The sequence below is a fragment of the Phenylobacterium sp. LjRoot225 genome (genome assembly GCF_964252855.1).
In the GTDB taxonomy this organism is placed as follows: domain Bacteria; phylum Pseudomonadota; class Alphaproteobacteria; order Caulobacterales; family Caulobacteraceae; genus Phenylobacterium.
Map to the genome: position 1 here is coordinate 146,394 of NZ_CAXUPL020000003.1, position 21,458 is coordinate 167,851.

General features: G+C 68.3%; 20 protein-coding genes and 1 tRNA gene. 4 read left to right on the forward strand and 17 right to left on the reverse strand.

What is annotated here, in order from left to right:
• Positions 1–28 precede the first annotated feature (28 nt).
• The 3 genes from ACSQ2B_RS15790 to ACSQ2B_RS15800 are packed head-to-tail and all read right to left on the reverse strand — an operon-like array spanning position 29 to position 4,603.
• Entirely contained in the window at positions 29–1,987 is a 1,959-nt protein-coding gene (locus ACSQ2B_RS15790; RefSeq protein ID WP_436051276.1) for a methyl-accepting chemotaxis protein, read from the reverse strand.
• Positions 1,988–2,040: 53 nt separating this feature from the next.
• Entirely contained in the window at positions 2,041–4,032 is a 1,992-nt protein-coding gene (locus ACSQ2B_RS15795; protein ID WP_436051277.1) for a TonB-dependent receptor plug domain-containing protein, read from the reverse strand.
• 19 nt (positions 4,033–4,051) lie between these two features.
• On the reverse strand, positions 4,052–4,603 hold the full coding sequence (locus ACSQ2B_RS15800) for a hypothetical protein (protein WP_436051279.1): 552 nt from the start codon (positions 4,601–4,603) through the stop codon (positions 4,052–4,054).
• A gap of 458 nt (positions 4,604–5,061) precedes the next feature.
• Here ACSQ2B_RS15800 and ACSQ2B_RS15805 point away from each other — a divergent pair, with 458 nt between their 5' ends.
• A complete protein-coding gene (locus ACSQ2B_RS15805; protein WP_436051281.1) occupies positions 5,062–5,820 on the forward strand; it encodes a creatininase family protein in 759 nt (252 codons plus the stop codon).
• A gap of 75 nt (positions 5,821–5,895) precedes the next feature.
• Here the strand turns inward: ACSQ2B_RS15805 and ACSQ2B_RS15810 are convergent, their stop codons facing one another.
• The 5 genes from ACSQ2B_RS15810 to tsaD form a co-directional block, all read right to left on the reverse strand.
• Positions 5,896–6,939, reverse strand: a complete 1,044-nt coding sequence (locus tag ACSQ2B_RS15810; protein WP_436051283.1) for a cell wall hydrolase — start codon at positions 6,937–6,939, stop codon at positions 5,896–5,898.
• A 184-nt stretch (positions 6,940–7,123) separates the two neighbouring features.
• A complete protein-coding gene (locus tag ACSQ2B_RS15815) occupies positions 7,124–7,483 on the reverse strand; it encodes a Rieske (2Fe-2S) protein (protein ID WP_436051285.1) in 360 nt (119 codons plus the stop codon).
• Positions 7,470–7,751, reverse strand: a complete 282-nt coding sequence (locus tag ACSQ2B_RS15820) for a YciI family protein (protein ID WP_436051286.1) — start codon at positions 7,749–7,751, stop codon at positions 7,470–7,472. Before ACSQ2B_RS15820 ends, ACSQ2B_RS15815 begins: the two co-directional genes overlap by 14 nt.
• Positions 7,752–7,759: 8 nt before the next feature.
• Positions 7,760–8,749 (reverse strand): NAD(P)H-dependent glycerol-3-phosphate dehydrogenase, encoded by a 990-nt coding sequence (locus tag ACSQ2B_RS15825; protein WP_436051288.1) that lies wholly within the window; start codon positions 8,747–8,749, stop codon positions 7,760–7,762.
• Complete coding sequence (gene tsaD, locus ACSQ2B_RS15830) at positions 8,746–9,846, reverse strand: tRNA (adenosine(37)-N6)-threonylcarbamoyltransferase complex transferase subunit TsaD (protein WP_436051290.1); 1,101 nt, start codon at positions 9,844–9,846, stop codon at positions 8,746–8,748. The genes ACSQ2B_RS15825 and tsaD overlap by 4 nt, the downstream gene beginning before the upstream one ends.
• 69 nt (positions 9,847–9,915) lie before the next feature.
• Here tsaD and hemC point away from each other — a divergent pair, with 69 nt between their 5' ends.
• The 3 genes from hemC (at position 9,916) to ACSQ2B_RS15845 (ending at position 11,886) form a co-directional block, all read left to right on the forward strand.
• Positions 9,916–10,869 (forward strand): hydroxymethylbilane synthase, encoded by a 954-nt coding sequence (gene hemC, locus ACSQ2B_RS15835; protein ID WP_436051291.1) that lies wholly within the window; start codon positions 9,916–9,918, stop codon positions 10,867–10,869.
• A 102-nt stretch (positions 10,870–10,971) separates the two neighbouring features.
• A complete protein-coding gene (locus ACSQ2B_RS15840) occupies positions 10,972–11,676 on the forward strand; it encodes a uroporphyrinogen-III synthase (protein ID WP_436051293.1) in 705 nt (234 codons plus the stop codon).
• A gap of 134 nt (positions 11,677–11,810) precedes the next feature.
• A tRNA-Thr gene (locus tag ACSQ2B_RS15845) sits at positions 11,811–11,886 on the forward strand.
• Positions 11,887–11,949: 63 nt separating this feature from the next.
• Here the strand turns inward: ACSQ2B_RS15845 and ACSQ2B_RS15850 are convergent.
• The 9 genes from ACSQ2B_RS15850 to ACSQ2B_RS15890 all read right to left on the reverse strand — a co-directional run bounded on the left by ACSQ2B_RS15850 (position 11,950) and on the right by ACSQ2B_RS15890 (position 21,447).
• Positions 11,950–12,363: a hypothetical protein gene (locus tag ACSQ2B_RS15850; protein WP_436051295.1), complete on the reverse strand. Its 414-nt coding sequence runs from the start codon at positions 12,361–12,363 to the stop codon at positions 11,950–11,952.
• 600 nt (positions 12,364–12,963) lie between these two features.
• Positions 12,964–13,446, reverse strand: coding sequence for a VOC family protein (locus ACSQ2B_RS15855; RefSeq protein WP_436051297.1), 483 nt, complete (start codon positions 13,444–13,446; stop codon positions 12,964–12,966).
• A 43-nt stretch (positions 13,447–13,489) separates the two neighbouring features.
• Complete coding sequence (locus tag ACSQ2B_RS15860) at positions 13,490–14,242, reverse strand: 3'(2'),5'-bisphosphate nucleotidase CysQ (RefSeq protein WP_436051299.1); 753 nt, start codon at positions 14,240–14,242, stop codon at positions 13,490–13,492.
• Positions 14,239–16,152 carry a sulfate adenylyltransferase subunit CysN gene (gene cysN, locus ACSQ2B_RS15865; protein WP_436051301.1) on the reverse strand — a complete coding sequence of 638 codons (1,914 nt, stop codon included), beginning with the start codon at positions 16,150–16,152 and terminating at the stop codon, positions 14,239–14,241. Before cysN ends, ACSQ2B_RS15860 begins: the two co-directional genes overlap by 4 nt.
• Positions 16,152–17,078 (reverse strand): sulfate adenylyltransferase subunit CysD, encoded by a 927-nt coding sequence (gene cysD / locus ACSQ2B_RS15870; RefSeq protein WP_436051302.1) that lies wholly within the window; start codon positions 17,076–17,078, stop codon positions 16,152–16,154. Before cysD ends, cysN begins: the two co-directional genes overlap by 1 nt.
• Before the next feature lie 53 nt (positions 17,079–17,131).
• Complete coding sequence (locus tag ACSQ2B_RS15875; RefSeq protein WP_436051304.1) at positions 17,132–18,397, reverse strand: MBL fold metallo-hydrolase; 1,266 nt, start codon at positions 18,395–18,397, stop codon at positions 17,132–17,134.
• Positions 18,394–19,413 (reverse strand): zinc-dependent alcohol dehydrogenase, encoded by a 1,020-nt coding sequence (locus ACSQ2B_RS15880; RefSeq protein WP_436051306.1) that lies wholly within the window; start codon positions 19,411–19,413, stop codon positions 18,394–18,396. Before ACSQ2B_RS15880 ends, ACSQ2B_RS15875 begins: the two co-directional genes overlap by 4 nt.
• Positions 19,414–19,445: 32 nt before the next feature.
• The gene (locus ACSQ2B_RS15885) at positions 19,446–20,246 is read right to left on the reverse strand and encodes an SDR family NAD(P)-dependent oxidoreductase (RefSeq protein ID WP_436051308.1); all 801 of its coding nucleotides are present in this window, start codon (positions 20,244–20,246) and stop codon (positions 19,446–19,448) included.
• A 196-nt stretch (positions 20,247–20,442) separates the two neighbouring features.
• Positions 20,443–21,447: an alpha/beta hydrolase gene (locus ACSQ2B_RS15890; RefSeq protein WP_436051310.1), complete on the reverse strand. Its 1,005-nt coding sequence runs from the start codon at positions 21,445–21,447 to the stop codon at positions 20,443–20,445.
• Positions 21,448–21,458 lie beyond the last annotated feature (11 nt).

A 21,458-nucleotide genomic window follows, 5' to 3' on the forward strand; every position in this document is an offset into this window, starting at 1 on the left:
ATCGCTCGCCTTGGTCTGAGACGAGCCCTTAGAACTCTTCCCAGTCCGACTGGACCGCGGTCGCCGTCGCGGCGCCGCCGCTGTAGGCCTTGTGCAACCGCTCGGTCATGCGCCGGGGCTCCGAAGCCGCCGGTCGCGAAGCGTGCGTCGCCGGGGCGATCCGCGAGCCCGCCGCCGGCGCATCGCCGACCTTGAACTCGTTGATCAGGCGGCGCAGCTCGTTGGCTTCCCCGCGCAGGGCGTGCGTCGCCGCGGTCGATTGCTCGACCATGGCGGCGTTCTGCTGGGTGACCTGGTCCATCTGGTTGACGGCGCTGTTGACCTCGTTGAGGCCGGTCGCCTGTTCCTGGGCCGAAGAGGCGATCTCCGAGACGAGCAGATCGATCTGCTCGACCTGGGACACCATCTGCTGCAGCGCCTCGCCGGTCTTGCCGACCAGGTCGACGCCCTGGCCGACCTGTTGGCTCGAGGCCGAGATCAGCGCCTTGATCTCCTTGGCGGCGTCCGCCGAACGTTGGGCGAGCGCCCGCACTTCGGAGGCGACGACCGCGAAGCCCTTGCCGGCTTCACCGGCGCGGGCCGCTTCGACCCCGGCGTTCAGGGCCAGCAGGTTGGTCTGGAAGGCGATCTCATCGATGACGCCGATGATCTGGGTGATCTGGCCGGCCGACTTCTCGATCTCGCCCATGGCCTGGACGGCCTGACGGACGACCTCGCCGCCCGTCGCCGCGCTGGTCTTGGTCGTCTGGACGGCGGAGCGGGCGTTCTGGGCGCCTTCCGCCGACTTCTTGACGGTGGCGGTGATCTGGTCGAGGGCCGCAGCGGTCTGCTCCAGGCTGGCCGCCTGTTGCTCGGTCCGGCGCGACAGGTCGTCGGAAGCCCCGGCGATCTCGTCGGCGCTGGAGCCGATCTGCGAGGTGTTCTGAGAGATCACCTGCATGGCCTGCTGCAGCTTCTCGACCGCGGCGTTGAAGTCCGCACGCAGCTGCTCGTACTCGGGGCTGAAGGCCTCGTGCACACGATGCGTCAGGTCGCCTTGGCTCAGGCGCGAGAGGCCGTCGGCCAGGGCGCGGACCACCGAGGCCTGCTCTTCCTCGGCCTTGGCGCGGTCGCGTTCGACCTGCTCGCGCATGGCCGTCTCGCGCACCTGCGCCTCTTCCTGCTCCTTGCGCATGGTCGCCAGCCGCAGCTGGTTCTCCTTGAAGACGACCAGGCCGCGGACGATGGCGCCAAGCTCGTCCTTACGCGCGAGCTTGTCAGTGTCGACGCTGTGGTCGCCCCCGGCAAGGGTTTCGGTCGCGCCGGCGATGTCGTTGATGCCGCGCTTGACGCCGAGGATGGTCGCTAGCGACAGGCCCACCACGGCCAGCAGGGTGAGCAGCGATCCGCCCAGGACAACTTCGCCGACCAGCTTGGCGTCGGCCGCGCTCTTGGTGGCGCGCGCCGCCGAACCGGCCTGCACGGCCATGACCGCACCCTCCAGGTTGGTGGTCATGCGGGTGTATTGCTGTTCGAAGGGCGCGACGAACGAGGCGGCGGTGTTGAAGTCGACGCCCAGCATGGAGCCCACGACCTCGATGCCGCCGCGGTAGTCCACCAGGTCCTTGATGACCTTGGCGAAGTTCGCCTGCTGCTCGGCCGGAATGTCGGCCTTCAGCTTGGTGAGGTCGGTCTTGATCGCGTCGACTTCGCCGAGCAGGGCCTGGACCTTCTCGGCCGAGCCCTCCGCGCCGCCGGCCGGGTTCTGGGCCTGGGCGGTGAGCAGCTGATAGATCTGCAAGTGAGCGGCGGTGATGCGCTTCGACACGGTCGCGAGCTTGAGGCTCGTGCTCATGTCGTGCTGCACGACGTGGTCGAGCGCCTTGCCCTGCAGCTGCTGGGTATAGAACCCGCCGGCGGAGACCGCGGCGAGGACGACGATGGCGAAAGCCGGCGCGAGCGCCATCTTCACCACGAGCGAGAGGTCGGCGAAGCGGAGCGATTTCATCTCGGTCTCCCAAGTAAGGAGCGGCCCCGCCGCGAGGCGGGGCCGCTGTCAGATCACCAGGTCTTGCTGAGCGTCAGGAAGACGCGACGGTCGACTTCGATGCCGGAGGTCTGGCGCTGACGGCTCTTGGTCAGGCCCTGACCGCTCACCGCCACCGTGAAACCCTGCTCGAACTTGCGGGCGACGTTGGCGGCGAGCGTGCCGTAGCTGCCGACCGTTTCCATCGCACCGCGGGTTTGGGTGACGGCCTTCATCTCATACTTGCTCTGGTAGCGGACGAAGCCGTCCACGCTCCATTGGGCGTTGTCCCAGCCGATGTTGAGGTTGGCGCGGCTCTTGGGCGTGGTCAGGGCGTAGGCCGCCGACTTGCCGATGAGATTGGCGGCCGTGTAGCCGGTCTTCGGGCTGTCCTCGACGTCGGTGTAGGCGTAGTTCGCATTCCACCGGACGCCGTTCTTGTAGGCGCCCTTCACGACGACCTCGACGCCCTTCATCTTGGAGTCGGAGACGTTGGCGTAGCTGAAGACGGTGAGCGCCGGCGTCACAACGTCAGGCTGGGCGAGGTCGGGCAGCCCGATGATGTCCCTGGACTTCTGGTAGAAGGCCCGGACGCTCGCGCTGCCGCCGATCTGCGGAAGAGCCCGATCATAGGACACGCCGTAGTTGGTGACGATGGTCGGCTGCAGGGTCGGGCTGCCGCCGTAGATCCTGTTGGCGCCAAGCGCGATGAGCGACCCCAGGGCGGAGAGCGACGGGATCTGCGCGCCGCGGGCGTAGGTCGCCCGCACCGTGTCCATGTCGGTCGCCTGCCAGACGGCGCCGAGATTGTAGCTCGGCAGGGTGATCCGGCGATCAAAGGCGGCGTTTGTGACGATGCCGGTCAGGCCGGTCGGGAAGCCGCCGACGCGCTGCAGCTCGAGGTCGTCGTAGCGCGCCGCCGTGGTCAGGCTGAGCTTGGGCAGCGCCTGCCAGTTCCACATGCCCGCCGCCGACTTGACGTCGTACTTGATCAGGCCGTCGCCGCTGACCGGCATGTCGGTCTTGCGGTACTCGGCCGAGACGCGGAAGGTGTGGTCGGCGCCGATCTTGAAGAGGTTCTGGACGTTGGCGACGGCGATCTTGTTGATCGCCTTGCTGCCGGTCCCGAACTTCGCGGTCACGCGGTTCTGGTAGGCCTGCGCCTGCAGGGCCCCGACCTTGGTGTCCCAGTTCAGCGTGCCCTTGACGTCGGAAACCACATATTTCGTGCCGAGGTAGCCGGAGCCGCCCGGGACCATATTCTCGAGGCTGTGGGCCCAACCGCCTTCGACGCGCAGCTCGAGCTTGTCGGCGAGCTCGGTGACGGTGTCGAGGTTGACCGTCGCGCGGCTGTCCGCGTCGAAGGTGCTGGTGAGGCTGTTCTTGAACTCGTCCTGCTTTGAGACGCCGCCGCTCAGGCGGCCGGCGAAGCGGTCGCCGAATTTGAAGGTGCCGCCGGCGGAGGCTTCCTTGTAGTCGTGGGCGCCGACGCGGCCGGTGACGAAGCTCTTGTCGTCGTACTTCGGATTGTAGGTGATGATGTTGATCACGCCGGAGACGGCGTTGAAGCCGAACAGCGCCGCGTTCGGGCCCTTGACCACCTCGATCTGCCGGATCTCTTCCAGCCGGACCGGCACGGCCGACCAGGCGGTGTAGCCGTAGAAGTCGAGATAGACCTGGCGGCCGTTCACCAGCACCAGCAGGCGCGGCGACATGGCGTTGTCGTAGCCCCGCACGCCGATGTCGGTCGCAGCGGCGCTCCAGGGCAGGACGTCAAGGCCCGGGACACGCGACAGGATGGTCGGCAGGTCCGTGGCGCCCGAGCGCTGGATGTCCTGGGCGGTGATGATGTCCATATCCACCGGCGCCTGGCTTGAGCGCTGCGGCGAGCCCGTCGCACTGGTGGTGACCGGCTCGTTGAACATCTGTTCGAGCGAGCCGTAGTCGATCGATTGCGCGGCCGCCGGCAAGGCGGCGGCGAGCGCGAGGCCAGCGACGCCGGCTGCGAGAAGATTTCTATTCTTCATGATTTCAGCTTTCTGCCGCTTAGATTTCTTTGATCATCATTCGGAAGGCCGCCTTGAAGGCGACTCCGACGGCGGCTGCCGCGGACCGATTGACGACGATCTCGACCTTGGGATCCGTCGTGACCCCCATGACGCAGGCGCCGCTGTTCACGCACGCCGGCGCCGAGCCGATGGTGACGATCTTGCGGGCCTTGGCGGCCGAGCCGACCGCGCCGTAGTTGACGCCGCCGGTGACGAAGAGGGCGTTCACGCCCGCCACGCCGGCGACGTCGTCGGCCTCCACCGGCTTGCCCACCAGGGTCACGGCGCCTGCGGCGTAGCCGCCGCCGATCGCAGCCATGACCGCGTTCTTCTCGGCCACTGAGGCCGGCTTGGCGGGATCGAAGACGACGCCGAGGACAACACGTCCCGTCGGCCCGTTTTCCAAGAAGGTCAGCGCGCGGCCGGCGACCTGCAGATCCTTGGCGGGATCCGCATGCGCGAGGCTGGGCCCAAAGGCGACCACGGCCGCAATCGCGGCGCGGATCAGGTTGGTGCGCGAGTTAAGCGTTTTGCTTTGTGGTGTAATCATAGCCCCCTCGCCCCATTTTGGGGTTTATGTCGAGGATAAGGCCGTTAAAGGTATAAATTGTTGCTTAATGGCCGAGGTGTTATCGGCAACCTTATGCAATATAACTCACACATATACCAGAAGTTCGGGTATTACTATGAATTGTATGTAGGTTGTTACCTGGTCAAACCTTATGATGAGCGAATGTATTTCTCGCGATTCGCCAGCACTCCATAAGTCTACGGTCAAGCTGCTTCGCGCCGGGGGTGACGACCACAGTTCAACAACGAGCAAACGCCGGGCCATACCGCGGTCCTACCGCCGCCTTCAGCAGTCATCGCGAGCCCGGCGCAGGCGCGAACGGACAGTTCGTCGCAGCCGATTTTTCCCATAAGCCGCGGTGAAAACTATGTCGTTTAAGCCCTTATCGCGGCCGGTCGGAGGGACTATGCGGAGATGCTGAACGATGGGACTTGGCGATGCTGCTGCACAAATCCACCTGGATGGAGATCGAAACCTATCTGACGCGGTCGAAGACCGTCGTCATTCCGATCGGCTCGAACGAACAGCATGGTCCGACCGGCCTACTCGGCACCGATTGGATGTGCCCCGAGATCGTCGCCCACGAGGCGCAGACGTCGGCGGACATCCTCGTCGCGCCGACCTTCAACATCGGCATGGCCCAGCACCATCTGGGATTTCCGGGAACCATCGCGCTTCGGCCGTCGACCTTCATGGCCGCGATCGGCGACTGGTGCCGCAGCCTGGCGGGCCATGGCTTCGAGAAGCTCTATTTCCTCAACGGCCACGGCGGTAACGTCGCCACCATCGAGGCCGCCTTCTCCGAACTCTACGCCGAGGCCAGCTACGCCGGCCGTCCGCGCGGCTTCGCCTGCAAGCTGCAGAACTGGTGGGACCTCAAGGGGGTGATGCGGATCGCCAGCCGCCAATTCCCGACCGGCCACGGCAGTCACGCCACCCCCTCGGAGATCGCCATCACCCAGTGGGCCTATCCGGACTCCATCAAGGCGGCGAACTACGCCCCGCAGATCGCCCCGACCGGACCGATCCGCGAAGCCCTGGATTTCCGTGCGCGCTATCCGGACGGGCGGATGGGGTCAGATCCGGCCCAGGCTTCGCCCGAGAAGGGCGCAGAGCTGGTGGCTGCGGCCGCCGCGGCCTTGATCGAAGACGTCGCGCGCTTCTCGGCCGAGCCCGCGCCCGGCGCGCCCGCCTAGAGCACGTACCGCCCGGCTCGAGGCAGGCGGCCCGTCTTGCCCGATCGCATTGATCCAATGCGATCGGGAAGGGCGTTAGAAGTCGGCGGTGGGGCGGGCGATGCGCGGCGGCCCTTCTGGACTGCCAGCGCGCTGCCAGCCGGCCTTGCTCTGCTTCAAGAGCGCTTCGGCGTCCTGCGCCACGGCGCTGGCGTTGACCATCTGGTCCGTGCTGTTGACGGCGCTAGCCTGGGACTTCGGCGCCGGCGCGACCTCGACCAGGGCCACGACCTGCTGCGGCGGGGTTGCGGCGGCGGCGTCGACCGTAGCCTGGGCGGTCGCCGCCAGCTTGGCGGAGCCGCGCGACAGGTTGTCGAGGGTGGCGATCTGCAGGCCGGTCATCTCGCCGCCGGCATACCGACCGCCGAAGGCGGGCGGGCGGCCCAGGCCGCCGGTCCAGCGGTAGAAGATGTGCTGGCCGACCACGCCGACCTTGACCAGGCTCGGGCTCCAGTACGGCGCCACATAGTTGGCGTGGTAGTGGGTGGCGTTGCCGACCTTCTTCATGACGTAGCCGTTCAGGGCCGCCACGGCGACCTTGCGCGCCCGTTCCCAGGCATCCTCGGCCGGCTTGCGGGCCAGGGCGCCGTCGCAGGTGAAGGTGAACTGGCACCCGGTCGAACGATCCGAGCCTTGGAAGACAACGCCGCAGACGGTCTTCGGGAAGAGCGGGTTGCGCAGCCGGTTCAGGACCACCTGGGCCACGGCGCGCTGGCCGTCGGCGCTCTCGTAGCCGGCTTCATAGTAGATGGCGGCGGTCATGCAGTCGGTGGCGCGCGCCTCGTCCAGCATGCCTTCGGCGGCCAGTTTGAACGGCTTGGCGGGCGGATTCGGCGAGGTGGAGAGCGGGTTCGAGGCGTTCCACAGGCGCGCCGCCTCTGGCGACATGTCCTGCAGGCGGATCACCGCGGCGTCGGCCGGCTCCGCCTCAGGCGCCGCTTCGACGATCATGGGGGGCGCCGAGACGGGCTGAACCAGGACCGGCTTTGCGGTGCGCGCGTCCTCGAGATGGGCGTAGGCGGGAAGGGCGCCGCCAGACGCAACGGCGAAAGCGACGCAAAGCACAGCAACCAGGCTCACCTGCATCCCAGCCACGTGTACGGCGTGATGGCGCGCCAGATGATTTCGCAATTTCAGAAGCACTCGCTGGCCCAATCTTCGTTCCAGGAAGCGCCCCAATAGTTGATCAGAGCATCGATAAGCGAGTCTTAATTTTAAGACATCCTTAACCGCGACCCGGCGCCCCGAGGCGGGCGGACCCTGCTCAGGCGGTGAACACGTCCCCGCCCCGAAGCGTGATCGGCCACGGCGCCAGGCGCTCGCCGAGGCAGGGTCCGACGACGCAGGCGCCGTCCGCCAGGTCGAACAGCGCGCCGTGGCCGGAACACAGGATGTGGTCGCCGTTGCGCGTCAGGAACCGGTCGTCGAGGGCCGCGAGCGGCCAGCCGGCGTGCGGACAGACGTCCACATATCCGGCGAGCAGCGCCCCGCGCCGCACGACGACGCCGGCGAAGAGGGCGCTGTCCTGCCGGAAGCGGAAGCCCCTGGCGCCTGGATCGGCGATCTCCGCCAGGGCGCAGAGCCTTTCCCCCGGCGCCGGCCGCGCCGGATTAGAGACTGCCAAGGGTCAGTTTGAACGGCCGCACGTCGACGCTCTGGAAGAGGCCGGCCTTGGTGTAGGGATCTTCGGCGCTGAACGCCTGGGCGGCGGCCAGATCGGCGACCTCGATGATCAGCATCGAGCCCGCCATCTCGCCCTTGGCGTCCAGGAAGGGGCCGCCGATCTTCACCACCGGAGACTGCCGCACGTAGGCGAGGTGCGCCTCGCGCGCGCCCATGCGCACGTCCAGGGCGTCGGGCTTGTCGATGCAGTTCAGCACAAAGAGCGGCATGGAAACTCCTAACGTTCGTCGCGCAGCGGCCGCGACAGCAGACCGCCGATCGCCTCGTCGACCCCGGCCTCGCCCGCCAGGATGGCGGCCACGGCCTCGCAGATCGGCATGTCGACGCCCTGGCGCGCGGCGAGCTCGCGCACCGCCGGCGCCGAGGCCACGCCCTCGGCCACCGAGAGCTTGCCGGCCAGCGCCTGCTCCAGGCTTTGGCCGGCGCCCAGCGCCAGGCCGACGCTCATGTTGCGCGACTGCGGGCTGGAGCAGGTCAGCACGAGGTCGCCCAGGCCGCAGAGGCCAGCGAGCGTCTCCGCCTGGGCGCCGAGCGCGACGGCGAGGCGGGTCATCTCGGCGAAGCCGCGGGTGATCAGGGCGGCGTGGGCGCTACGGCCCAGGCCGCGGCCCTCGACGACGCCACAGGCGATGGCCAGTACGTTCTTCACCGCCCCGCCCGCCTCGGCGCCGATCATGTCCTGGGCGACGTAGGGCCGAAAGGTCGGGGTGGCGATGGCCTCCGCCAGGCTCCAGCCGAGCGCCTCGTCGGGACAGGCGAGCGTCACCGCGGTCGGCAGGCCGCGCGCCACCTCGCCGGCGAAGCTGGGGCCGGAGAGCACCGCCGGCGCAGCCTGGGGCGCGGTCTCGGCCAGCACCTCGGTCATCAGCTTCAGCGTGCCCTGCTCGATCCCCTTGGCGCAGAGTACGACCGGTAGTCCCGGGGTGATCTGCGCGGCCATACCCTGCAGGGCGGACCGCAGGTGCTGGGCCGGCGCCACCGCCAGGATCAGGTCGCTGCGCGCGAGGTCGGCGAAATCGCTGGTCGCGCGGATCGTCGGATCCAGCGCCACGCCCGGCAGGAAGATCGCATTCTCATGCGCGCCGTTGACGCCGTCCACGACGTCGCGCTCGCGCGCCCAGAGCACGGTCTCCAGGCCTGCGCGGGCGCAAACCTGGGCCAAGGCCGTGCCCCAGGCGCCGCCGCCGATCACCCCTGCGCGCTTCATGCCTTGGCTCCCTTGCGTCCCGGCTGATGTGTAGGGTTGGCGAGCGACGCGGCCTCGTCGAGCGGCCAGCGCGGCCGGGCGGCGGCGTCCAGCGGGTCCGACTGGCCGAGCGCCAGCCGTTCGGCGCCGGCGAGCGCGATCATCGCCGCGTTGTCGGTGCAGTAGGCGAGCGGCGGGGCGGTGAAGCTGAAGCCGCGCTTGGCGGCGGCCGCCTCCAGGACGCGGCGCACCGTCTTGTTCGCCGCCACCCCGCCGGCCACCACGAAACTCAGGTCCTGGCCGCCGCGAGCCTGGGCGTAAGCGGCCATGGCGCGGTCGCTGCGCTCGGCCAGCTGAGCCGCGATGGCGGTCTGAACGGCGGCGGCGAGGTCCCGCCGCTCGATGTCCTCGGTCAGGCCCTCAGCCAGTCGCGCGGCGGCGGTCTTCAAGCCCGAGAAGGAGAAGTCGCAGTCCTTGCGGCCAAGCAGCATGCGCGGCAGGGCGTAGCGCGCCGCATCGCCGCCTTCCGCCAGCTTTTCCAGGGCGGGTCCCCCGGGATAGGGCAGGCCCAGCGTCTTGGCGATCTTGTCGAAGGCCTCGCCGGCCGCGTCGTCGATGGTCGAGCCCAGGCGGCGGCAGGCCCCGACGCCCTCCACCGACAACAGCTGACAGTGCCCGCCGGAGACCAGCAGCAACAGGAAGGGATATGGGATGTGCGCCGCCAGCCTGGCGGAGACCGCGTGGCCCTCCAGGTGGTTGACCGCGATCAGCGGAAGGCCGCGAGCCAGAGCCACCGCCTTGCCGAAGGACAGGCCCACCATCACACCGCCGACCAGGCCCGGGCCCGCCGTCGCCGCCACGCCGGTCAGCTGGCCGTAGCCGAGGCCGGCCTGGGCCAGGGCTTCGGCGGCGATCTGGTCGATCATCTCAACGTGGGCGCGGGCGGCGATCTCCGGCACCACGCCGCCGTAGGGGGCGTGCGCCGCGATCTGGCTGGCCACCACCGACGACAGCACCTCGGTCTCGCCCTCGGGGCCCAGGCGCACGACCGCCGCAGCGGTCTCGTCGCAGCTGGTCTCGAGGCCCAGTACAGTCTGATAGGGAGTCGCGGGGCTCATTGGTTGCCGGGGACGGCCCGCTCCTGTAGCAGGCCTTCTGTCGTTCGCGTTCGAGGTAGACCGCCCGCCGTGCCCACGCAACCGCTCGTCCGGATCGGCGCCCGCGGCTCCAAGCTGTCCCGCGCCCAGTCCGGCCAGATGCAACGCCGTATCGCCGCGGCCCTCGGCGTCCCGCTCGAGCAGGCGGAGACCGCCTGCCCGCTGGTGATCATCTCCACGACCGGCGACCGGGTGCAGGACCGTCGCCTGATGGACATCGGCGGCAAGGGCCTCTTCACCAAGGAAATCGAGGAAGCGCTGCTCGACGGCCGGATCGACTGCGCCGTGCACTCGATGAAGGACATGCCCGCGGCCCTGCCGCCCGGCCTGTGCATCGCCGCGGTTCCCGAGCGCGAGGATCCGCGCGACGCCTTCCTCAGCCGCGGGCCCGCGCGGCTGGAGGACTTGGCGCAAGGCGCCCGCCTCGGCACCGCCAGCCTGCGGCGGCAGGCTCAGTCGCTGCACCGGCGGCCGGACCTCGCCGTCGAGATGCTGCGCGGCAATGTCGACACCCGCATCGCCAAGCTGCAGGCGGACGAGGTGGACGCCATCCTCTTGGCCTACGCCGGCCTGCGGCGGCTGGGGCTGGGTCACCTGCCCACCAGCCTGATCGACCCGATCGAATGTCCGCCGGCGCCGGGACAGGGCGCGCTCGCCATCGAAACCCTCGACAAGAACCGCGACCTGCCCTGGGTGCGCGCCCTGCGCCACGAGGCGACCATCGTCACCGTCGCCGCCGAGCGCGGGGCCCTGACCGCGCTGGAAGCCTCCTGCAAGACGGCGATCGGCGCCCACGCCTGGCTGGAGGACGGCGTGCTGAAACTGGTCGTCGAGGCGCTCTCGTCCGACGGTCGCCAGCGGTTCCGCCACAGCGCTGAGACAGACGTCGCCCAGCTTGCTGAGCCCGAAGCGTCCGCGCACGATCTAGGTCTGTCGCTGGGCGCCGCGGTGAAGGCCGCGGCCGGCGACGCGATCGGCCATTGAGGCCCCCAACCCTGCGCCATCCGGCCGCGCCGGATCTGAGTTAAGGACCCGAGCGCGCAATTAGTGTTCAAAGCTTAAGGTTCAACCCCCTACTCACCCTCGATGGCCGGCCGCAGGAAGAAGATCTGGATCACCCGGGCCCAACCCGGGGCGGGCGCCACCGCAGAGCGCGTGCGGGGGATGGGACATGACGTCCTGGTCGCGCCGCTGCTCGCCGTACACAACCTCGACGAGGTGGAGGTCGACCTCGACGGCGTCTCCGCCCTGGCCTTCACCTCGGCCAACGGCGTGCGGGCCTTCTCCGAGCGCAGCGGCGCCCGCGGCCTGACGGTGTTCGCCGTCGGCGCCGCCACGGCGCTTGCGGCGCGCCAGGCCGGATTCCGCTCCGTCCTCTCCACCGACGGCGACGTCGCGGCCCTGGCCCACGGCATCGCCGCGCGCCGCGGCGAGCTGAAGGGGGCGGTTCTGCATGCCGGCGCGGCGGAGCTCGCCGGCGACCTGGCCGGCGCCCTGGAGACCCACGGCGTGGAGTCCCGCCGCCTGACCCTCTACGAGACCCGGCCGGTGAAGCTCGGCGAGGCCGAGTTGAAGCCGCTCCTGCGCGCCGACACCGTCCTGCTGCATTCGCCGCGCGCCGCACGTGCGCTGGCGGCGATCCTGCGGGCCCACCCCACTCCGCAGATGCGCGCGCTCGGCCTCTCCCAGGCGGTGCTGAAGCCGCTCGCCCGGGTCAAGCTGGCGTCCAGGACCGCCCCGCCCTATCCGCTCGAAGCCGCCCTCCTGCAGCTGATCGACAAGGAGGCTTGAAGGCGCGATGTCGCGGGCGCTTGGCGAGCGCGGGAAGACCCGCTAAATAGCGGCCTCCTTCGCCCTGGCCGGGTTCAGATTCGGCCTGGCGCCTGGGGGACGAGATAGGATACCAGCGTCCACCCGGACGGAACGCCGCTTTAGCTCAGCTGGTAGAGCACCTCATTCGTAATGAGGGGGTCACAGGTTCGAGTCCTGTAAGCGGCACCATCTTTTCAAGCATTTAAGCGGATCGCGTTGAGCGTAGCGACACGGATGTCGCCACGCGAGAGGTCAACCGCCGCGGACTTGGCAAGCATATCCGGCGCCAAGCGCCGCCACGATCGAGGCTGGCGTGAGCACCACGACCGGCGCGCGCGGCAGAGCCTCCAGCACACCGTACCCCTGAAAGCTCCAGCCGCGCCCGCCATCTCCGGCCTTCAGGCAGGGACGATCTCCCACCGCGAACATCGTCCCATCAGGAAGGTGGTGTGCGTCGCAGGTGCGTCTTGGGCCGGTGCGGTCCGCCTGCAGTCGGCGATCGAGCTCGCCGCTCAGAAGCCGACCAGACAAGCCGTTGCCGTCGGAAAACGCCTGCTGAAATCGGTTGTAGTCGGCGCGCCGGCACTGGGCGCAAGGGCGGTGCCCAGCGGCAAACGCCGTCGCCTCATCTAGGAAGAAGAGCTCGGTGTACCAGCCCGGCCGCATGAGTCGCCGCGGCGGGCCGTCTGTTCTGGGCACGCACGTCACCCACTTGTCGTCCAGCTCTCAGAGACGATCTCCTGGCGCTCGTTGTGCAGACACCCACGATTTCCCATCCAGTCTCCGTAGGCGCTCACAGCGTGAAGCTTGCCGAAGGGATCCACACGATTCTGCCGCGGCATCGACCCGAGACCCTCACGGCCAAGCGTCAATTAGCAGGCATGGTAGGTCATTTGGAAAGGTGCGCCTTGAGTGCCCGCCCCCGATGGAAGGCCGAGCTGAACCGGGGCCGTCGTTCGCATGAGCTTACATGACGATCCCGCCGCGCGAGCCAGGGGCGACAGCGGCTAGGCTCGCCGAGGGGTTGATCCCGCACGCACGGCCTTTGGAGTGAGGTAATGCCTCGAGAGTGGTCAGTGCATAGAGCGCGGTCAGAGCGCCGTGCCGCGCACCTCGAAACGAGCCGTCGACCCGTGGCTCGCGGCCAGCTTCCCGTCCGCCCTCAAGATGGTCTGCTAAACTGCATCCTGGAGGCCTGGGCGAGCCGGTAGGGCGACTGCTTCGAAAGCCGGCTCCGTTGTCCGGAGCTGCCGCCGTTGTGCGGCGTCAAGCGTTCGTCACGCCCTTCGGATCGAGGTGGGCCCACATCGCGTCGGGCGCCCAGACGTATTCGAGGTAATGGCCGAGGGTGTCGCGGGCGTCGACGTAGCAGAACTTCAGGCCGCTGGGGGTGTGGCCCTCGATGACCACCGAGCGCCCCTGCTTATCGAGGCTGGCGCGGAACTCGTCGTAGTCGCCGGCCACCCGCATGGCGATGTGGTGGAACACCAGCAGCTTATCGGGATCGACCGCGGCGCTGTAGAGGTCCGACGGGCCGGAGATAGGTTGAATCAGCTCATACTGCAGGTTGCCGACCCAGATGAAGGCTAGCTTGGTGACATTCGGACCGGACCCGTTCGGCGTCCAGACTTCGGTGGTGGCCTCGGTCTGGAGGACGTCGGTGACGCCGTGCAGCCGGCGCATGGTCTCGATGGCCCGGTCGATGTCGGGGGTCACATAGGCGTTCTGGTAGTGACGCTCGAGAAACATGCGATCCTCCGACTTTTTCTTATTGTTTGTTGTGACCCGCCGCCTAGCCGGCGACGGGCTCCATGGTCTTCAGCAGGCTCAAAACGCGTTCGGCGATCGCCTTGGGCGCGATGAGCAGGTCCGGCAGATAGGGATCGGCGTTGTTGTAGACCAGCGGCGATCCGTCGACGCGGCTGACGTGCAGGCCGGCCGCCTGGGCCACCGCCGCCGGAGCGCAGTTGTCCCATTCGTACTGGCCGCCGGTGTGCAGGTAGATGTCGGCCTCGCCGCGCACCACCGCCATCGCCTTGGCGCCGGCCGAGCCCATGGGCACCAGTTCGGCGTCAAGGGCCTCGGCCACCGCCACGGCTTCCGCCGCCGGCCGCGTACGGCTGACCAGCATGCGCAGCTTGCCGGGATTGGCCGGCACGACCGGCGGTTCACCGGTGCAGAGCGTCAGCGGGAAGCCCGGCAGGGCCACCGCGCCGATGGCAGGCTGGCCGTCGATGCTGAGCGCCACATGCACCGCCCAGTCCGTGCGGCCTTCGCCGTACTCGCGGGTGCCGTCCAGCGGGTCGACGATCCACACCCGGCTGGCCTTCAGCCGTTCGGGATTGTCCTTCTCCTCCTCGGAGAGGATGCCGTCGTCCGGCCGGTTGGTCGCCAGCGCCTCCATGATGAAGGCGTTGGCGGTGCGGTCGCCCGCCTTGCCCAGCGTCTTGCCCTCGAAGAGGCCCGAGCCCTGCAGCTCGACCAGGATCCGACCAGCGGTCTCGGCGATGTGCCGGGCGAGCTCGACGTCGTTCATCGCGCTCATCCGAGCAGCCTTTCGACGATCAGGTCGGCCGCCTGCTCCGGCGTCAGCTTGGTCGTGTCGATCCGGATCTCCGGATCCTGCGGCGGCTCGTACGGGCTGTCGATGCCGGTGAAGTTGGCGAGCTGGCCCGCGCGCGCCTTCTTGTAGAGGCCCTTCACGTCACGGCTCTCCGCCTCGGCCAGCGGGGTGTCGATGAACACCTCGATGAACTCGCCGGGCGCCATCATCTCGCGCACCATCGTCCGCTCGGCCCGGAAGGGCGAGATGAAGGCGGTGAGCACGATCAGGCCCCCGTCGGTCATCAGCTTGGCCACCTCGCCGACGCGGCGGATGTTTTCGATCCGATCCGCTTCGGTGAAACCGAGGTCCTTGTTGAGGCCGTGGCGGACGTTGTCGCCGTCGAGCAGGAAGGTGTGGCGGTTCATCCGCACCAGCTTCTTCTCGACCAGGTTGGCGATCGTCGACTTGCCGGCGCCGGAGAAGCCGGTGAACCACAGCACGGCCGGCCTCTGGTTCTTCAGGTCGGCGTGCTTCTCGCGGGTGACGTCGAGCGCCTGCCAGTGGACGTTCTGGGCGCGCCGCAGCGAGAAGTGCAGCATGCCGGCGGCGACCGTCGCATTGGTCAGCTTGTCGATCAGGATGAAGCCGCCGAGATCGCGGCTCGCGGAATAGGCCTCGAAGACGATCGGCTTGTCGGTCGACAGGTTGGCCACGCCGATGGCGTTGAGCTCCAGCGTCTTGGCCGCCAGGTGGTCCATCGTATTGACGTTGACCTGGTACTTCGGCGCCTGGACCGTGGCGGTGACCGTCTGGGTCGCCAGCTTCAGCCAGTAGGGCCGGCCGGGGATGAGGGCCTCGTCGGCCATCCAGACCACGGTCGCCTCGAACTGGTCGGCGACCTCCGGCGGACTGTCGGCCAGCGCCAGCACGTCGCCGCGCGAGCAGTCGACCTCGTCGGCCAGGCAGATGGTGATCGACTGGCCGGCGACGGCCTCGTCGAGGTCGCCGTCGAGCGTGACCAGCCGGCTGACCGTCGAGGTCTTGCCCGAGGGCAGGACCCGCATCGCGTCGCCCTTGCGGACCACGCCCGTGGCGATCAGGCCCGAGAAGCCCCGGAAGTCGAGGTTCGGCCGGTTGACCCACTGCACCGGCATGCGGAACGGCTTGGCCTGGTCGGAGACCTGGTCGAGCTCGACCGTCTCCAGGTGCTCCATCAGCGCCGGGCCCGTGTACCACGGGGTGTTCGGCGACCTGGTGGTGATGTTGTCGCCCTTGAAGCCCGAGATTGGCATCGGCGTGAATTCGGTGATGCCGATGCTGGTCGCAAACGCCCGGTAGTCTTCGAGGATCGCGTCGTACTTGGCCTGGTCGTAGTCGATCAGGTCCATCTTGTTGATGGCCAGTACGATGTTCCGGATGCCGATCAGGTGCGCCAGATAGGAGTGGCGGCGCGTCTGGGTCAGCACGCCCTTGCGGGCGTCGATCAGGATCACGGCGAGGTCGGCGGTCGAGGCGCCGGTCACCATGTTGCGGGTGTACTGCTCGTGGCCGGGGGTGTCGGCGACGATGAACTTGCGCTTCTCGGTGGCGAAGAAGCGGTAGGCCACGTCGATGGTGATGCCCTGTTCGCGCTCGGCGGCCAGCCCGTCGACCAGTAGGGCGAAATCGATCTCCTGGCCCTGGGTGCCGACCCGCTTGGAGTCGGCCTCGAGCGTCGCCAGCTGATCCTCGAAGATCATCTTCGAGTCGTAGAGCAGACGCCCGATCAGGGTCGACTTGCCGTCATCCACCGAGCCGCAGGTGATGAAGCGCAGCAGCGTCTTGTGCTGGTGGCGCACCAGATAGGCGTCGATGTCCTCGGCGATGAGGGCGTCGGTCTTGTAGATCGTCTCAGGAAGGGTGTCGGTCATCAGAAATATCCTTCCTGCTTCTTCTTCTCCATGCTGGCGTCGCCCGCATCGCGGTCGATCGCCCGGCCCTGGCGCTCCGAGGTGGTGGTCAGAAGCATCTCCTGAATGACCTCGGGCAGGGTCGCCGCCGCGCTCTCCACCGCCCCGGTGAGGGGGTAGCAGCCGAGCGTCCGGAAGCGGATCGAACGTTCGACCGGGACCTCGCCGGGCTTCAGCGGGAAGCGGTCGTCGTCGACCATCAGCAGCATGCCGTCGCGCTCGACGGTCGGCCGCTTGGACGCGAAGTAGAGCGGCACGATCGGGATGTTCTCCAGGTGGATGTATTGCCAGATATCCAGCTCGGTCCAGTTGGAGATCGGGAACACCCGGATCGACTCGCCCTTGGACTTCTTGGCGTTGTAGAGGTGCCAGAGTTCCGGGCGCTGGTTCTTCGGGTCCCAGCGGTGGCTGGACGAGCGGAACGAGAACACCCGCTCCTTGGCGCGGCTCTTTTCTTCATCGCGGCGCGCGCCGCCGAAGGCCACGTCGAACTGGTATTTGTCGAGCGCCTGCTTCAGGCCCTCGGTCTTCCACATGTCGGTGTGCAGCGGGCCGTGATCGAACGGATTGATCTTCCGCTCCATCGCTTCCGGGTTGTGATAGACGAGCAGCTCCATGCCGCTCTCGCGGGCCATGCGGTCGCGCAGCTCGTACATCGCCTTGAACTTCCACGTCGTGTCGACGTGCAGCAGCGGGAAGGGCGGCGGCGAGGGATAGAAGGCCTTGCGCGCCAGGTGCAGCATGACGGCGGAATCCTTGCCCACCGAATAGAGCATCACCGGGCGCTCAGCTTCGGCCACCACTTCCCGCAGGATGTGGATGCTCTCGGCTTCGAGGCGCTGGAGATGGGTCAGCCTTTGGCCCACAGGTTTTTCCGTTTTCGACATAGGGTTACTTACGATCTGAGGACGACATCCGAACTTCGGGGAGGCGGCGCAAGCTAGGCGCCGCCGGCTCCCCTCGGGTTCAAGGCGGCGTCCGCCGCGGCGATTTCAGATTTCAACCACATGGTTTCGCTAAGGTTCGAGCCGCCTGATTCCATCAGAAGCCGCTGGAGCGCGTCCTTCTTGACGGCGAGGGCGTCAGAGTTCGAAGGCGCGGCGCCCAGCGCCACGTCCAGGAGATGTAGGGCCTCCAGGGGGTGGCCGCCATCCAGCTTTTCTCGGGCGCGCCCCGCGAGAATCTGGGCGCCCCCGGCGAGTTCAACCAAGTCCTTGTCCACGCTCGAGCGGGGAACGCCATAGAGCGAGGTCGTGGAGTCGTAGAGGAACCAGCCCGAATACTCGTGCCAGATGGCCCGCACGGCCCAACGCACGTTGCCGTGGAACTCGCCGATCTTCAGGTGATCCGGCAAGCGGATCTCGCGCATCAGGGTGTAGACATCCTTATGCGCGTTCATGCCCTCGATGACCGCCTCGTTCACGTAGGAAACGGCGGCGTACATCTTGTCGAGATCGGCGCGGATCTTCTCCGCCCCGCGGATCGGCTCGCCGTGGCCGGTGATCAGGAGCTCCGCGCCGAGCTGGCGCACCTTGTCCAGCGACTTCAGATAGCGGACCACCAGCCGCGGCTTGTCGCCCCGGATGGTGTTGAGGAACGGCATCGACAGGAAGACCGGCCCGAACAGATTGCCGGTGAAGGCGACCTTTTCGTTCGGCATCCAGACGGAGAGAGAGTCCAGCGTCTCGCCGCCGGGCGTCGACAGCACCTCGAACCGACGGCCGCCGAGCTCGAAGGCGTATTCGCGATCCACCTCGATGTCGGGCGTGATGGTCGGCACCTCGAGGCGAGGGCCGCCGACGCTGACGGTGCCCCCCCACAGCTTCCGCGACCGCGGCTCGCCGTGGGACCGGAGCTTCTCGTACCATTCGGCGGTCTCGACGAAGCGGCGCTCGACGATGATCTTCGTCTCCGGCTCCTTGAGGGCCGGCACGCCGCCGAAATGGTCCGGATGGCTCTGGGTCAGCACGATGTAGCGCAGGGGCCCGGTGCGCACCGGCGCGAACACCGCCTTGTTGCGCTCGGCGCTGGTCGGGAAGCCGGTGTTGACCAGCAGGTCGCCGTCGGCGGTCGTCACCAGGTAGGCGTTGGAAATGTCCTTCGCCATGAAGATGAAGTCGTTGATGGCGACCGCTTCGGCCTGCTGTTCGCCGGCGAGGACGAGGCTCGCCAGCGGCGGCTTGGCGTCGGTCTTGGCGTCGCTCATGACGAGGCGTCTCCGAATTCGATCATCACCTTCGCCGACTGCGGGGTCGCCGCGACGCCGAAGGCCTCGAGAACGTCATCGAACTGATAGCGATGGCTGATCAGCGACTGCGCCTTGTCCTTGAGGCGCGGCAGGGCCGCGAGCACCTCGGGCATTTCGTCCGGATAGCCGACCGCCGTGGTGATGTTCATCTCGGTGGTCAGCATCTTGCCGAGCAGCACTTCCACCGGCTTCAGATAGGCGGCGGTGATGACCAGTTTGGCGTGCTTCTTCGCCATCCCGATCACGTCGTTGACGACGCTCGGCGCGCCGGCGGCGTCGATGTAGGCGTCGACGTCGACCGCTTCACGGCCGAACACCGTGGTGCGGCCCTGGATCTCCAGCAGGCGGGCGCGGAGATCTTCCGTCCCAGCGTTGATCACCGCCTTGGCGCCCAGCGCCGTGGCGCGGGCGAGCCGCTCCGGCGCGAGGTCGACGGCGACCACATCCTTGATCCCGCGATCGACCAGCCAGAGCACCATGCCCAGGCCGATCGGGCCGCAGCCGAAGACCACCACCTTGTCGCCAGGCTTCACCTGCATGCGGTTGACGCCGTGCAGGGCGACCGCCAGCGGCTCGCACAGGGCGGCCACCTCGAACGGCAGGTCGTCCGGGATCGGCAGCAGGCTGTCGCCGACCTTGGCGTCGCCCACCAGGACCTCGTCGGTGAAGGCGCCGTCCGGGCCGCCGCTGCCGATGAAGGTCGAGGTCTGCATCGGATTGATGACCACCCGCTGGCCGACGGTGACGCCCTCGACCGCCTTGCCGACCTGGACCACCTCGCCGGCGGCCTCATGACCGATCGGCGTGACCCCGCCTTCCTTGCGGTTGATGCCGCCGAACTTGATGTAGGAGAGGTCGCTGCCGCAGATGCCGCAGGCCTTCACCTTCACCACGACGTCATTGTCGCCGGCCTTCGGCGGATCGCGCGGGTCCAGACGGACGTCGCCCACCCCGTGAATGTTCAGAACCCGCATCGGACAGCTTCCTTCTTTTGCCGGTGGCCGCGTCAGAGGTTGATGTAGGCGGGCAGGATGACGCTGCCGCCGTCGATCACGATGGTGTCGCCGGTGTGGAAGGCCGAGGCGTCGCTGGCCAGGTAGGCGGCGATCCCCTCGAAGTCCTTCATGTAGCCCGGGCGCTGAATCGGCGTCTTGGAGGCGAAGAACTTGTCCATGCCGCTCCACTCGTCGCCGGAGCCGGTCATCTCGGTCTTGATGTAGCCCGGCGCGATGGTGTTGGCGCGGATGCCATGCTTGCCGAACTCCACCGCCATGCCGCGGATCACCGCGCCCATGGCGCCCTTGGCCGCGGCGTAATTGCCCTTGCCGGGCAGACCATGGAGCATCGACAGGCTGCCGCAGAAGATCAGCGAGCCGCCCGGGTCGCCGGCCTCGGCCCGCTTGACCATCTGCCGCGCGCCCTCGCGCAGGGTGTAGAAGGCGCCGTCCAGATTGATGTCGAGCAGGGCGCGCCACTTTTCGGCGGTCAGTTCGAAGCTGGAGTTGGTCGTCGGCGGGACGCCGGAGTTGGCGATCACGCAGTCCACGCGGCCGAAGTCCTTGACCGTGCTCTCGAACGCGACGCCCACTGCATCTTCGTTGGAAACGTCCACCTGACGGGTGATGACGCGGACGCCGAAGGCTTCGAGCTCGGCCTTGGCCTTGGCGTTCTTCTCTTCCGAACGGGCCCAGATCTCCAGGTCGCCGCCCTGTTTGGCGATGCCGCGCGCAAAGCCCAGGCCGAGGCCGCCATTGCCGCCCGTGACCACCGTCACCTTGCCGCTCAGATCAAAAAGGCCGTTGGCCATGGAATCCTCCCAAGCGCGCCGAAATCCTTCGGCTCGTCAGCGCATTGGTTTGCGCCAGGGGGAACATTCCTCGCAACGTCCGACAGTGTCGAGGCCCGGCCGGAATGATGTCACCCGGCCATAGACGTGTCGGGAGACGGGCCTCGCCGACACAACGGGGCGCCAGCGCCGGGTCGCGATCCTGCCGCCCCGGGGGTCAGCTCAGCTTAAAGGCCCGGGCGAGCGCGTCGCGGCGCAGGCGCAGCATGGCCTGGACCTGAGGCGCATCCTCCCCCGCGACGCCGAAACCATGGAAGGCGCCGGGGATGACGTGCAGCTCGGTGGGGACGCCGGCGCGCATCAGTCGCCGGGCGTATTCCATGTCCTCTTCCAGGAAGAGGTCGAGCGCCCCCACCACGACGAAGGCGGGCGGCAGGCCCGCGAAATCCTCCAGCCGCGCCGGCGCCGCCCCCGCCGGAACCTCGGGGCCGCCGGGCTCGACGCCAAGCAGCGCCTGCCAGCCGAAACGGTTGCTCGCCGGCGTCCAGACGAACTCGCCGCAATAGGGGTGCGGGTCGGAGGCGCTGGCGGTGCGGTCGTCGAGCATCGGCGAATCCAGCAGCTGCAGGCAGATCGGGACCTCGCCGCGATCGCGCGCGACGATCGCCAGGGCCGCGGCGTGGCCCCCGCCGGCGCTCTCGCCGCCGATCGCGATCCGCGTCCGATCCACGCCCAGCTCTCCGGCGTTGGCGTGCAGCCATTTGAGGGCTGCGTAGCAGTCCTCGACCGGGCCCGGCCAGGTGGTCTCCGGGGCCAGCCGATAGGCCACCGAGACGACGACGCAGTCGAGGTCGGCCGCCGTCGTCCGGTTCAAACCGTCGTTCTGCTCCGGTCCGCCCAGGATGAAGCCGCCGCCGTGCACGTGCATGTAGACGGGCCGGGCCGTGGCCGCGCTGGGCGGGGTGTAGACCAGCACGCGCACGTCCGGGGCGCCCGAGGGGCCGGGCGCGAACCGCTCGGCGCAGGCCACCGCCTGCTGCGCCGGCGACAGGGGCGGCGGCGCGAGGCCCGTAAGCGCGGCGCCGCTGCGGATATAGGCGAGCAGCTCCGGCGTGAACTCGAACTTCGGCAGCAGGTCCAGTCCCGCCAGCAGCTCCGGCGCCACCAGGCCGCGCGTGCCCGCAGGTCCGGACGGCCGATCGTTCGGCAAGCTGTCAGCCATGGCGCTTCCCC

Coding starts and splice junctions, on each gene's coding strand:
- ACSQ2B_RS15790 (WP_436051276.1), bottom strand. CDS start 1,987: ATGAAATCGCTCCGCTTCGCCGACCTCTCGCTCGTGGTGAAGATGGCG.
- ACSQ2B_RS15795 (WP_436051277.1), bottom strand. CDS start 4,032: ATGAAGAATAGAAATCTTCTCGCAGCCGGCGTCGCTGGCCTCGCGCTC.
- ACSQ2B_RS15800 (WP_436051279.1), bottom strand. CDS start 4,603: ATGATTACACCACAAAGCAAAACGCTTAACTCGCGCACCAACCTGATC.
- ACSQ2B_RS15805 (WP_436051281.1), top strand. CDS start 5,062: ATGCTGCTGCACAAATCCACCTGGATGGAGATCGAAACCTATCTGACG.
- ACSQ2B_RS15820 (WP_436051286.1), bottom strand. CDS start 7,751: ATGCCGCTCTTTGTGCTGAACTGCATCGACAAGCCCGACGCCCTGGAC.
- ACSQ2B_RS15825 (WP_436051288.1), bottom strand. CDS start 8,749: ATGAAGCGCGCAGGGGTGATCGGCGGCGGCGCCTGGGGCACGGCCTTG.
- tsaD (WP_436051290.1), bottom strand. CDS start 9,846: ATGAGCCCCGCGACTCCCTATCAGACTGTACTGGGCCTCGAGACCAGC.
- ACSQ2B_RS15840 (WP_436051293.1), top strand. CDS start 10,972: ATGGCCGGCCGCAGGAAGAAGATCTGGATCACCCGGGCCCAACCCGGG.
- ACSQ2B_RS15850 (WP_436051295.1), bottom strand. CDS start 12,363: ATGCGGCCGGGCTGGTACACCGAGCTCTTCTTCCTAGATGAGGCGACG.
- ACSQ2B_RS15855 (WP_436051297.1), bottom strand. CDS start 13,446: ATGTTTCTCGAGCGTCACTACCAGAACGCCTATGTGACCCCCGACATC.
- ACSQ2B_RS15860 (WP_436051299.1), bottom strand. CDS start 14,242: ATGAGCGCGATGAACGACGTCGAGCTCGCCCGGCACATCGCCGAGACC.
- cysN (WP_436051301.1), bottom strand. CDS start 16,152: ATGACCGACACCCTTCCTGAGACGATCTACAAGACCGACGCCCTCATC.
- cysD (WP_436051302.1), bottom strand. CDS start 17,078: ATGTCGAAAACGGAAAAACCTGTGGGCCAAAGGCTGACCCATCTCCAG.
- ACSQ2B_RS15875 (WP_436051304.1), bottom strand. CDS start 18,397: ATGAGCGACGCCAAGACCGACGCCAAGCCGCCGCTGGCGAGCCTCGTC.
- ACSQ2B_RS15880 (WP_436051306.1), bottom strand. CDS start 19,413: ATGCGGGTTCTGAACATTCACGGGGTGGGCGACGTCCGTCTGGACCCG.
- ACSQ2B_RS15885 (WP_436051308.1), bottom strand. CDS start 20,246: ATGGCCAACGGCCTTTTTGATCTGAGCGGCAAGGTGACGGTGGTCACG.
- ACSQ2B_RS15890 (WP_436051310.1), bottom strand. CDS start 21,447: ATGGCTGACAGCTTGCCGAACGATCGGCCGTCCGGACCTGCGGGCACG.